Source organism: uncultured Ilumatobacter sp. (assembly GCF_963980585.1).
Classification (GTDB): Bacteria; Actinomycetota; Acidimicrobiia; order Acidimicrobiales; family Ilumatobacteraceae; genus Ilumatobacter_A.
In genome coordinates this window covers 37,241-48,059 of sequence record NZ_CAXCAM010000027.1, presented here as the reverse complement: position 1 = coordinate 48,059, position 10,819 = coordinate 37,241, and the positions used below count along the sequence as shown (strand labels likewise).

At 64.5% G+C, this 10,819-nt stretch carries 11 protein-coding genes and 1 pseudogene; 2 read left to right on the top strand and 10 right to left on the bottom strand.

The genetic code is table 11. The features are described from left to right. Positions 1-40 precede the first annotated feature (40 nt). The 10 genes from ACH2DW_RS10125 to ACH2DW_RS10080 all read right to left on the bottom strand — a co-directional run bounded on the left by ACH2DW_RS10125 (position 41) and on the right by ACH2DW_RS10080 (position 8,850). Positions 41-649, bottom strand: coding sequence for a TlpA family protein disulfide reductase (locus ACH2DW_RS10125; RefSeq protein ID WP_394929623.1), 609 nt, complete (start codon positions 647-649; stop codon positions 41-43). Next, positions 646-2,670: a heme lyase CcmF/NrfE family subunit gene (locus tag ACH2DW_RS10120; protein WP_394929622.1), complete on the bottom strand. Its 2,025-nt coding sequence runs from the start codon at positions 2,668-2,670 to the stop codon at positions 646-648. The genes ACH2DW_RS10125 and ACH2DW_RS10120 overlap by 4 nt, the downstream gene beginning before the upstream one ends. Before the next feature lie 40 nt (positions 2,671-2,710). Further along, on the bottom strand, positions 2,711-3,238 hold the full coding sequence (locus tag ACH2DW_RS10115) for a cytochrome c maturation protein CcmE (RefSeq protein ID WP_394929621.1): 528 nt from the start codon (positions 3,236-3,238) through the stop codon (positions 2,711-2,713). Continuing rightward, positions 3,238-3,372: a hypothetical protein gene (locus ACH2DW_RS10110; protein ID WP_394929620.1), complete on the bottom strand. Its 135-nt coding sequence runs from the start codon at positions 3,370-3,372 to the stop codon at positions 3,238-3,240. The genes ACH2DW_RS10115 and ACH2DW_RS10110 overlap by 1 nt, the downstream gene beginning before the upstream one ends. After that, the gene (gene ccsA / locus ACH2DW_RS10105) at positions 3,372-4,217 is read right to left on the bottom strand and encodes a cytochrome c biogenesis protein CcsA (RefSeq protein WP_394929619.1); all 846 of its coding nucleotides are present in this window, start codon (positions 4,215-4,217) and stop codon (positions 3,372-3,374) included. The genes ACH2DW_RS10110 and ccsA overlap by 1 nt, the downstream gene beginning before the upstream one ends. An 84-nt stretch (positions 4,218-4,301) precedes the next feature. Continuing rightward, the gene (locus tag ACH2DW_RS10100; protein ID WP_394929618.1) at positions 4,302-4,997 is read right to left on the bottom strand and encodes a heme exporter protein CcmB; all 696 of its coding nucleotides are present in this window, start codon (positions 4,995-4,997) and stop codon (positions 4,302-4,304) included. Continuing rightward, on the bottom strand, positions 4,994-5,761 hold the full coding sequence (gene ccmA / locus ACH2DW_RS10095; protein WP_394929617.1) for a heme ABC exporter ATP-binding protein CcmA: 768 nt from the start codon (positions 5,759-5,761) through the stop codon (positions 4,994-4,996). The genes ACH2DW_RS10100 and ccmA overlap by 4 nt, the downstream gene beginning before the upstream one ends. A gap of 31 nt (positions 5,762-5,792) precedes the next feature. After that, positions 5,793-6,281, bottom strand: a complete 489-nt coding sequence (locus tag ACH2DW_RS10090; protein WP_394929616.1) for a hypothetical protein — start codon at positions 6,279-6,281, stop codon at positions 5,793-5,795. After that, complete coding sequence (locus ACH2DW_RS10085) at positions 6,281-6,943, bottom strand: iron dependent repressor, metal binding and dimerization domain protein (protein ID WP_394929615.1); 663 nt, start codon at positions 6,941-6,943, stop codon at positions 6,281-6,283. The genes ACH2DW_RS10090 and ACH2DW_RS10085 overlap by 1 nt, the downstream gene beginning before the upstream one ends. Before the next feature lie 194 nt (positions 6,944-7,137). Continuing rightward, positions 7,138-8,850: a DEAD/DEAH box helicase gene (locus ACH2DW_RS10080; protein ID WP_394929614.1), complete on the bottom strand. Its 1,713-nt coding sequence runs from the start codon at positions 8,848-8,850 to the stop codon at positions 7,138-7,140. Positions 8,851-9,050: 200 nt separating this feature from the next. Between ACH2DW_RS10080 and ACH2DW_RS10075 the strand changes: the two are divergent. Together ACH2DW_RS10075 and ACH2DW_RS10070 are read left to right on the top strand one after the other, a co-directional pair. Next, a pseudogene (locus tag ACH2DW_RS10075) lies at positions 9,051-9,602 on the top strand (ATP-binding cassette domain-containing protein); the annotation flags it as partial. A 357-nt stretch (positions 9,603-9,959) separates the two neighbouring features. Further along, positions 9,960-10,700, top strand: coding sequence for an ATP-binding cassette domain-containing protein (locus ACH2DW_RS10070; protein ID WP_394929624.1), 741 nt, complete (start codon positions 9,960-9,962; stop codon positions 10,698-10,700). Positions 10,701-10,819: the final 119 nt, after the last annotated feature.

Below are 10,819 nucleotides of genomic sequence, written 5' to 3'. Positions count from 1 at the left end.
GGCCCTGTTGAAACTCATGCGGCGTAGGCCCTGTTGAAACTCATGCGGCGTAGGCCTCGCGCAGCTGCTGCATCGTCACGTTCAATCGTTCTTCGGACACTCGCGAAATGATCCGCACCTGCACGACACCACTGGGGTCGATGATCCAGGTCTCGGGAACGAGCGCCACGCCGAAGGCCACGTCGATCTGCTCGTGTTCGAGCACGACCGGCCAATCGCCGCCGCGTTCGGCAAAGAACTCCTCGACGTCTTCCCGACTGTCATTGACCACGATCGAGTAGAACTCTGCGCCCTCGGTGCCCAGTGCGTCCTGGTCGTCAACAAACGCGACCAGATCGGGATGCTCGGCGATGCAGGGGGCGCAGTCGGCGCGGAAGAAGTTGATGACCACCCAACTCCCTTTGCGCTGCGACAGATCGAAATTGGTGCCGTCGAGCAGCGTGCCGACCGCCTCGGGTGCCGGTCGGCCGAGCAGCGGAGATTCTGCGTCCTCTCCACCGCCGGTGTCGGCGCCGACCAGCAGGACGAACAGTCCGATCATCACCACCGCGATGGCGAGGGCGATCCAAGGCGCCACCGGGCGGGGGTGATCGCCGTCTGCGGACTCGTTGCCACCAGCAGGTTCCACGACATCGACAGCGTCGGTCATGCCGATGCCCCAGCCGGTTCAGGTTCCGGCTCGCCATCGGAAGCCGCTGCAACAGCGGCTCCCGTCGGAATCGGTGCCGACACCGGATCGGTTGCCCGCCGACGCTTGGATCCGGGGAAGGCCGACAACAGCGTGCCGAGCGCCATCACCAACCCGCCAATCCACAGCCAGAGGATCATCGGTCGGATGAACGCCTGAATTGAGACTGATGTATCGCCAGGCTGCGCCCCTTGTTCGAGCGTCAGGTACACATCGTTGGTCAAGCCCGTCCGGACGCCTGGCGTCGGCACGTCGATACCCATGTTCAGGTACGTGGTGATCGCTGGAACGATGACCTTCGAGTTGTCGAGCAGCACCCGAGCTTCCAATGCACTTTCGCTTCCGGCGTCGTTGACGTTTTCGCGTACTGATTCCAGGCGGAAGGTGTGGCCTTGCCACTCCTGTTCCACGCCCTGTTCGAGCTGGAGTCGGGTCGCATGCGTGAAGCTGTTCGACGAAGCCAGCGCGACGGCGATCATGATGACGCCGAGGTGGACGACCATCCCGCCATTTGCTCGACCAACGAACCCGCGCCAGCCTTGCCGGCGGGTGGCGAGCGCGAGCTGACGCAGCGCAGCTCCAGCAGCGAATCCGGCCATGCCAAACGCCACCAGAGGGGCCCAACCCGTCGCACCGACCATGACCGCGAGAACGAGTGATGCGGCCCCGATCCAGGCCGGCCAGAACAGTCGTTTGCGCAGCAATTCTTGGCTTGCCTTGCGCCACGGCAGCACTGGTGCAACGCCCATCAGGAAGAGCAGCACAAGCCCGATGGGCATCGTCAATCTGTCGAAATACGGCGCGCCAACGATGGTGCGTCGATCATCGAGGGCCTCGACAAGCAACGGAAAGATCGTGCCCAGTAAGACGACGAAGGCGAACACGGTGAACAGGACGTTGTTGGCGAGGAACGCGCCTTCTCGAGACAACGGGGAATCGATCGCGCCGGGTGAACGCAAGCGATCGCCGCGCCACGCAATGAGGCCGAGCGACACCACCACGATCAGACCGAAGAAGGCAAGGAACCATGCTCCGACCGGCCCGTCACCAAACGCATGCACCGACTCAATCACTCCTGAACGGGTGAGGAATGTGCCGAGGATGGTCAGCGAAAATGTTGCGACCAGCAGGCTCAGATTCCAGACACGCAACATGCCCCGACGCTCCTGCACCAGCACGGAGTGGATGTAGGCAGTTCCTGTCAGCCACGGGAGCAGCGAAGCGTTCTCGACCGGGTCCCACGCCCAGACGCCGCCCCAGCCGAGCACCTCGTAGCTCCACCAGCCGCCGAGCAGAATACCGATCGTGAGGAACGCCCAGGAGAACAGCGCCCAGCGCCGCGTCTCGAGCAGCCATCCCTCGCCGAGGCGGCCAGTGACCAACGCCGCAATCGCAAAAGCGAAGGGCACGGTGAACCCGACGAAACCGAGATACAGGATCGGCGGGTGGAACAGCACGAGGATGTGGTTTTGCAGCAGCGGGTTTGGACCCGGCCCGCTTGTCACGCCGACCGCTCCGTTGGCGAACGGATCAGCTGGGCCGAGGCTGATCATGGCGAAGAACGCGGTGATCACAAACATCACAATGAGCGCCCAGCCGACCAACGGGTCGTCGGTGTTCTTTCGGAACCGCCAGGCGACTGCGGCGGTGAAACCCGCGAGCACGAGTGCCCACAGCAAGATCGAGCCTTCGAGCGCCGACCACATCGCTGCGAAGTTGTAGAGCGCCGGCGTGTCGGCTGAGCCGACCTGCTGGACGTACGCGAGCGAGAAGTCGCGAGTGATCAACGCACGCTGCATCATCACGCACGCAAGCAAGATGCCACCGAACGCGAGCCACGCGTATCGGGGGCTCTGTTTGAGCAGCTTGGTGTCACCCTTGCGGATGCCGTAGAGCACGGCCAGGGCGCCGAACACCGATGCGCCAAGCATCAACATCACCCCGGCGCGCCCGAACGCGCCGTTCAGCGACGCGGCGATCATGTCATCCGGTCACGTTGTGCCTGGCACAAGGTGACCGCGCTCACGCCGTGGCGTCGCATCCAAGGTCCTGCGCATCGACCACTCGCTCATCGTTGACTGACACGTACTCGTCGGAGTGCTTCACTTCGACGCGATCGCCCTGCAATGCACCTTCTTCGATGACGCCGTGCACCACGACCGGGATGCACTCTTTGAAGATGCCTCCGGGCTCGCCCGCGTACCGGACGGGCAACGAAGCTCCGTTGAACGAGATCGTAAAGACGGTGACGCCGTCAGAGCGCACGACCGAGCCTTCGTCGACGGTGCCTTGCAGCCGGATCCGTCGGTCGTCGTCGCACCCCTCGCGCACGTTGATCTCGTCAACGTTGCAGTAGTAGTCGACGGCAGATGTGAGGAACTGGGTCACGATGACGCCGCCGGAGACAACGACCAGTGCCAGGACGAGGATCGGCAGCCAGTTGCGCTTGCGCTGGCTTGCGACCGCCGTGCCATCGACGTTGGTGCGCGGTGTGAGATCAAGGTCGTCGGCGATTGAGTCGTCCGACGGGGGAAGATCGGCGTCAGTCATCAGAGCCAGTACTTCTCGTCGTCAGGAACCTGCTGGCCAAGCTTGCGTCCCGACCGAACCGTGCGCCATGCAAAGAGCGCAACCGTCGCGAAGGTCAAGAAGTAGCTCCCGAGGATGAATCCGGCGTCTTCCATCAGGAATCACTCCCTGTCGTCGTCGTTGATGTCGTCGTTGATGTTGGTGGCGGCGTTGTTGCAGCAGCTTCGGCCCGCCGAGCGACGAGCGCATCGTCAAGGCCGCGCTCTTCGAGCAAGTCTTCCATCGCCATCGCCCGTGTTCGGTGCAGCATCAGCCACACGTACAGCAGGGTGAACGCAATGACGCCCACGAACAGGCTGAAGAGCATCAGGCCATCCATCTTCGTGTCGCCATCGAGGTTTGCGACCGTCGCTTCCTGGTGGAGGCTGCGCCACATCTTGACGCTGAAGTGGACCAGCGGGATCTCCACGACCGCAATCATGCCGAGCACGGCGCTCCGTTTGGCGCGCTGCTCATGGCTGCCACCGAGACGACGGACGGCCAAATAGCCGATGTAGGTGACGAAGAGGAGCGCTGTGGTGGTGAGGCGTGCATCCCACTGCCAGAAGACTCCCCAGGTGAGGCGGCCCCACATGGCGCCGACCGCCAGGGTGACCGCGACGAAGGTGACGCCGATTTCAGCGCTGGCGCCCGCGGCCCGGTCCCAGCCCAAGGACTTTTTCTTGGAGAACAGGTACATCGCAGAGGACACCGCGGTGACGATGAAGGCGAGGTAGGCGAGCCAGATCGTGGGCACGTGCACGTACAGAATGCGCACGGATTCGAGTTGGTCACGATCGGCGGGCGAGAAACCGAGGCCGAAGGCGATGAGCCAGCCGAGCGCCACGATCGCGCCGATGCCGATGATCCGCGTGCCGCGAGTTGCCGTGGAGCGTCGCGGGGGTGAGGCGGGCTGCCGTTCGGTTTCGTGTTCGGCTCTCGCTGGATCGATCGTGGTCATCGTGCTTCCGTGGTCTTGGGGGCGTGGGAGATGCGGTGGCCGGTGTGTGGCTCAGTTGTGCGATTGGGTGATGCGGTTGGTCGTCTAGTCGTCGATGAGGGGGCCGAATGCCAGCGCTCCGCCGACGACGGCGGCCACAGCGAACACCGTCAGCAGGCCGACCCATTGCCAGCCTTCTGACACCACTGCACCCGACGTGCCAACCGCTGATTCGACTGCTTTGGTTGCTCCGATCAGGACGGGCGCCACCGCAGGAAGCGTGAGCAGCGGAAGGAGTGTTTCGCTGCCTTTGAACCCCGCGGCGAGGCCTCCGTACAGGGTACCCACCGCGGCGAGGCCGCACGTCGCGGAGAGCATGGTGGTGACGAGGAGCACAACACTGGCAACCGCGTGCTCTGACGGGATCGACTCGCCGTAGAAGATGACTGCTGCGCCGAACAACATCGCTTCGAGCACCAGGAGCTGGACGCCGAGCGCCATGGCCTTGCCCATGAAGATTGCGCGCGGGTCGACACCTGCGACTCTCATCGCGTCAAGGGCACCGTCATCGGTCTCGATGGCGAAGGTGCGCTGAACGATGATGAGCAGGCTGAACATGGTCGCCAACCACACCAGGCCCGGCGCCACCGTGTCGAGCACGTTCTGCTTGTCGAGCGCAAACGCAAAGCTGACCATGGTGATGCCGGCGAACGGCAACACCTGATTGGTGACAATCTTGCTCCGTCGTTCGACGCGCAAGTCTTTTGCTGCGATGAGGCGGGCGACGGCGACCGTGTTCATTCGGAACCTCGCGGTTCATTCGTGTCGGTGACGACCTGCCCGGCGACGACCTCGACTGAACGGGTGGCCAGTCCCCCGGCACGTTCGAGTTCGTGGCTGGCGACGAGGATCGTTGCGCCTGAACGGGCAGCCTGCCCAAGCGTGGCATCGAGTTCGTCACGGCCTGCGGCGTCGAGCCCGGCATGGGGTTCGTCGAGGAGCCACACCTGCGCGCGACGCGCAACGAGACAAGCCAACGAGGTGCGGCGCTTCTGTCCCGCTGACAGTTTGCGAACCGGGACATCGGCCAACCGCTCCGCAACGCCCATCCGAGACATCGCGCTGGCGATTTCTTGTGCAGACGCACCAACTGTGCGTCCCCAAAACTCGACGTTTTCCCGCACGCTGAGGTCAAGGTAGAGGCCGTTCTGGTGGCCGAGCAGGCCCACGTGCGGCCGAACGAGCTGCCGCTGCGTGACCAAGTCGAACCCGAGGATGGACGCAGCGCCGCGTTCGACGGGCAGTAACCCGGCACACAGCCGCAGGAGAGTCGTCTTGCCCGCTCCGTTGGGGCCCTTGAGCAACACAATCTCGCCACGCTGCACCGTGAGCGACACCCCGGCGAGCGCCGGGAAGTTGCCGAGCACCGCGACCACGTCCTCGAGGGCGATGACCACGTCCGGCTCTGCATTGTCCGGGCCGAACGTCGGAGCGACCGGTAATTGCGCGGCGACCTCGCCCGAGTCATCCGTCAGTGCGGTGGGATCTGTTGAATCAGCGTCCACCGGCGGGAGGTTATCGACCAGTCGATCCGCGTCAGCCGTCGCCGGTGAACTGGTCGACGAGATCGGTGAGCAGGCTGAATGCCTTATCGGCATCGGCGGGGCGCGTGCGCTCGACCGCCGTGCGGGCCATGACGATGGTGGCGCCGAGACCATTGAGGAGTTCGGGCCGGTCCCGCTCGATCTCTGGTCGGATGCGCTCCCAGATCTGCTCGATTCGAGCAAGTGTCGCATTGTCGTCGCCGCCCTCGGCCACCTGTGATCCAAGACGACTCATCTCAATCGACATTTCGGGAAGCAGGTCCGTCGCCGAGCCGGTCAGCGCAATCGTTGTCGACGGAGCGTCGCCGTCGACGATGACACCACCGTCGATCAGCTCCCCGCTTTCGAGTGCGGGTTCGGCGCCTTCGGGCACGTCGGTTACGTCGACCGTCGACGGCGTCTCCGCATCTGGTTCGTTGACCGTCGTTGCGCAGGCACCGAGCAACAGCGAACATCCCGCCACCATCAGTTTGCGGAACATCAGGCAGTGACCAGAATCCGTTCGCTGGCAAACGAGCCGACTCCGACGTGGTGTCCCTCGATCTCGACGGTCAGGGTGCCATCAGGTGACAGCGCCGTGACTGTGCCGACATTGCCCGGCTGGATAGCTGACGCTTCAAGAAATTCGAGGAGGCCGGGTTCGAATTCGAGTTCTTCGGTGATGCGACGAACCGTGAAGGCATCCCCGACGGCAATTTTCGACAACGGGCCCGAATCGGGCCGGGCCTCGTATCCAGATCCAGGGATCGGATTGCCGTGCGGACACGTGGTCGGGTCACCGAGCAACTCGACCATGGCCTGCTCGACTGAATCGCTGATGACGTGCTCCCAGCGGCCGGCCTCGTGGTGAGCCTCGGCCCACGAGAGCTTCAACACGTCGGTGAGGAACCGTTCAGCCAGCCGGTGGCGCCGCACGACCTGCTCGGCAAGTCGCTCGCCAGCGGCGGTGAGCGCGATTGCTTTGTCGCCGGTGATGAGTCCTTCGGCCTCGAGCCGCTTCATCATTTCCGACACGGCTGGCCGGCTCACCTGGAGACGTTCGGCAATGCGCGCCTGGATGACGTCGACATCGTCCTCCTGCAGTTCGAAGATGCACTCGCAGTACTCCTCGAACGCTGGATGGTGCTCACCCGGGTTCGGCATCTCACCAACCTACCTGTCCCCCATCGCCTGGTCGCCTCGTCCTCGCATCTCGCACCCCGCTGCGCGCTCCCCGTGCCCAAAATGTGCAGGAAAATCGTCGCCTGTCGACGCCCGCCCAACATTTTTCGGTGTGGTTCGGTGTGGTGTGGCGTGGTGGGGTGCCGTGCGGCGTGGGCTGGAGGGTGTGGGGTGCGTCAGGTGCGCTGGAGGCGGCGAAGCCAGCTCTCGGCGTAGCGCAGGCGCCGGTTGAGTTGTTCGTTCGTGGCACTCGCCACTCGGTTCACGCCAGCCAGACGGTTCATCTCGCCCTGCACCTTGGCGTGATTCCATCCGGTGATATCGACGAGCCGCTTGGCGACATGGGCATTGCGGGTACGCAGATCGTCCTTGATCTCGGCAACGCTCATCGAACCATGCGGAATCAGCCCGGCTGCCGTCGGAATCTCCGGCAAGTCGAGACCGAGTGCGGGATCGTCGGAGAAGAACGGGTCAGGCGGGTCGGGCTCGTCGTCGTAGGCGACCATCCCAAGGTCCTCGGGCGAGAAGTTCATCTCGAAGTCAATGCCGTCAAGGTGCTTGCCGTCCTCGCCAACGGTGTGCATCGTGATGTCGGTCACCGTTGAGGCGACAACAGAGAAGAGAGACATCTGCTCCATGTCGTCCTCGTGGACCTGATTCTCAAGGCCGCCGTCGGGCTGGAAATCGTCGTCGTCGCCGGTGCCGGGCGGCCGCAGCACGTGGCGCCGCGCCTCAGCGATGGTGAACGCGTGAGCCCGCAGACGCGGATCGTCGGGGATATAGACGTACGCCTTCTGGCTCGACCGGCCCGCTTGCCAGCGCACGAAACGTCCAACCGCCTGGCGGAAGAACAGTTCAGTCGACGTGGTGGTGGCGAACACCCCCACTCGCAGTCGAGGAATGTCGACCCCCTCGGACACCATCCGGACCGAGACGAGCCACGGCCTGTCGTTCTCGCTGAACTCGGCGATCTTCTTTGATGCGCCGGGATCGTCACTGACGACCACGTCAGCCGGCACACCGAAACGGTCACGCAGCAAGATCGCGATCTGCTGCGCGTGGTCCTGGTCGGTGGCGATGACCAGGCCACCCGCGTCGCGCTGTTCGGAGCGGATGTTGCGGAGCTGGTCGTTGGCCTTCTTCAGGACGGCCGGCATCCACTCGCCTTCGAGGCTGAGTGCGGTGCGCAGGCGCATCGAGGATTGGTCCTTGGTCAGCTCGTCCTGGAAGTTGGCCGACACCGTGTCACCCGACGCCGATGTCCACTCCATCTCCCCGTCGACGCGCGGGAAGTAGACCGGGCGCACCACGCCGCCGTCGCGTAGCGCGTCGGCGTAGCCGTACGTGTAGTCCGCGTGGGCCAGTTCGCCCTCTGCGGTGTTGTCGTAGCGGACGAACGGAATCTGGGCAGCGTCGCTGCGGAACGGTGTACCCGACAGCGAGAGCCGCTTGTGCGCGTGGCCGAACGACTTGCGGACGCCGTCACCCCAGGCCTTTTCGTGGCCCGCGTGGTGGATCTCATCGAGGATGATGAATCCTTCTGCCGAGAGCCCGGCCAGCTTCTTCGCAGCGTTGCCCATTGCCAGCTGTTGGTACGTCGTGACCAGGCCGTGCACGTCGCGAGCCAAGCCGTCGCCGGGCGACCAATCCGGATCGAGCTGCAGGCCCATTCGATGCGCAGCACGGGACCACTGGATCTTGAGGTGGCTGGTCGGAGCGACGACGATCAGCGGCCGGTTCTCGTCGGCCAGCGCAGCGCGGGCACAGGCAAGCGCAAACGTCGTCTTGCCGGCACCAGGCGTGGCCACCGCCAGATAGTCCGGACCGGTGGTGGCGCGAAAGAGATCAAACGCAGCGCGCTGCCACGGGCGGAGGGTGACGGTCGACATGAGCGGTTTCGAGTCTGGCGACCGAGGCGATGGGGCACAACGCGCAACCGGTCAGATTCAGGAACGATGTGCGCTTCAGTGACGCGCTCCCGACCCCGACCTAACTCCTGCTCCGGGCCTGACGTCACTCGGGTACGGTGGTCGGTGATGAATGAACTGAGCTGAGCCCACCGTCCGTTCGCTCTCCCGAAAGGCGCCTCATGGCTGCTTCACTCATCGCTCGATCCGTCTCCGTCTCGCGAGGCCCGCTCATCGTGCTCGATTCCGTCGACCTCACGTTGGCCCCTAGCCGCTGCGTGGGGCTGATCGGGCCCAACGGCGTCGGCAAATCGACGCTGCTCTCCACGCTGGCCGGCACGGTCGCAACCGACAGCGGGTCGGTCGCGCTCACCCCGCCGTCGGCCAACGTCGGTCTCTTGCCGCAGGAACCAGGACGCTCATCAGATGAGACAGTCCGGCAATTCTTGGCGAGACGTACCGGCGTTGCGGCAGCTCAACATGAACTCGACGTCACCACCCAGGGCCTGGCCGACGGCGCAGCGGGCGCCGACGATCGCTACGCCGACGCGCTTGACCGGTGGCTGGCGCTCGGTGCTGCCGACTTCGATCCTCGTGTCGACGAGGTGTGGGCATCGCTCGGGCTCGGCGCCCGGCTCCTCGACCAGCCGACTGCGACATTGTCCGGTGGCGAGGCTGCCCGCTCGTCGCTCGCTTCGCTGCTGCTCTCTCGATTCGACGTCGTGCTCCTCGACGAACCAACCAACGATCTCGACCACAATGGACTCGAGCGCCTCGAGCAATGGGTGCTCGGCCTCGCCGCACCCGTGCTGGTGGTGAGCCATGACCGGACCTTCCTCGAACGCACCGTGACCGACGTGGTCGAGATCGATCACCACACACACCGCGCCACCTGGTTCTCCGGCGGATGGGCAGCGTTCCTCGCCGAACGTGAGCTCGCCAAGCAGCATGCTCGCGAGGCCTTCGAGGAGTTCGACGGCAAGCGGCGCAGCCTGCTTGATCGGGCGCAACGCGAACGGGAGTGGGCAACCCAGGGCCAGGCCAAGGTCCGCAAATCAGGTGAGAGCGACAAGCACATCAAACACTTCAAAATGGATCAGACCGAACAGTTGGCCGGTAAGGCAGCTCGGACGCAGAAGGCCGTCGACCGACTCGACGTGGTTGAGGAACCACACGAGCAGTGGCAGCTGCAACTCACAATCCCCACCGTGGCCCGGAGCGGCGACATCGTGGCGTCGTGCCAGCAGGCGGTCGTCGATCGCGGGAGCTTCGTGCTCGGCCCACTGGACCTGACAATTCAGTACGGCGAACGAGTGGCGCTGGTCGGAGCGAATGGCGCCGGCAAGACCACGTTGATCGAACTCATCCTGGGACGATTGACGCCAACTGCAGGGTCGGTCCATCTCGGTCGCAGCGTCGTTGTCGGAGAAATCGAACAGGCGCGTCGCCATCTGCTCGGCGACTCGACCCTGGTCGAGTCGTTCATGGCAGCAGCAGCCGATCACGGATTTGTGGACACGGTGGGCGACACTCGAACACTGCTCGCGAAGTTTGGTCTCGGCGCGGAGCACGTGCATCGACGCGTCGACACGTTGTCGCCCGGCGAGAGAACCCGAGCCTCGTTGGCACTGCTGATGCGCACCGGGGCGAACCTGCTCGTGCTCGACGAGCCGACCAACCATCTCGACATCGAAGCGATCGAACAACTTGAGCAGGCGCTCGACACGTTCGGTGGCACCGTTGTGCTGGTCACCCACGATCGGGCCCTGATCGAACGCGTCCGTCTGACCCGCACGATGGTCGTTGCCGACGGACAGGTCACCGAGCGCTGACTGCCGGCGAAACCCGACAAGAGCGACGGCCTCGGAACCTTGTGACGGTGGATCGGTAGCGTGGGCTCATCGCTCACCACTCGGCTCTCGATGCGTTCTCGCCGGCAGTCCGTGAGTGG

What these genes read in the sequence shown, in the direction of transcription:
- ACH2DW_RS10125 (WP_394929623.1), bottom strand. Translation starts at nt 649, where the DNA reads ATGACCGACGCTGTCGATGTCGTGGAACCTGCTGGTGGCAACGAGTCC.
- ACH2DW_RS10120 (WP_394929622.1), bottom strand. Translation starts at nt 2,670, where the DNA reads ATGATCGCCGCGTCGCTGAACGGCGCGTTCGGGCGCGCCGGGGTGATG.
- ACH2DW_RS10115 (WP_394929621.1), bottom strand. Translation starts at nt 3,238, where the DNA reads ATGACTGACGCCGATCTTCCCCCGTCGGACGACTCAATCGCCGACGAC.
- ACH2DW_RS10110 (WP_394929620.1), bottom strand. Translation starts at nt 3,372, where the DNA reads ATGGAAGACGCCGGATTCATCCTCGGGAGCTACTTCTTGACCTTCGCG.
- ccsA (WP_394929619.1), bottom strand. Translation starts at nt 4,217, where the DNA reads ATGACCACGATCGATCCAGCGAGAGCCGAACACGAAACCGAACGGCAG.
- ACH2DW_RS10100 (WP_394929618.1), bottom strand. Translation starts at nt 4,997, where the DNA reads ATGAACACGGTCGCCGTCGCCCGCCTCATCGCAGCAAAAGACTTGCGC.
- ACH2DW_RS10090 (WP_394929616.1), bottom strand. Translation starts at nt 6,281, where the DNA reads ATGTTCCGCAAACTGATGGTGGCGGGATGTTCGCTGTTGCTCGGTGCC.
- ACH2DW_RS10085 (WP_394929615.1), bottom strand. Translation starts at nt 6,943, where the DNA reads ATGCCGAACCCGGGTGAGCACCATCCAGCGTTCGAGGAGTACTGCGAG.
- ACH2DW_RS10080 (WP_394929614.1), bottom strand. Translation starts at nt 8,850, where the DNA reads ATGTCGACCGTCACCCTCCGCCCGTGGCAGCGCGCTGCGTTTGATCTC.
- ACH2DW_RS10070 (WP_394929624.1), top strand. Translation starts at nt 9,960, where the DNA reads ATGGATCAGACCGAACAGTTGGCCGGTAAGGCAGCTCGGACGCAGAAG.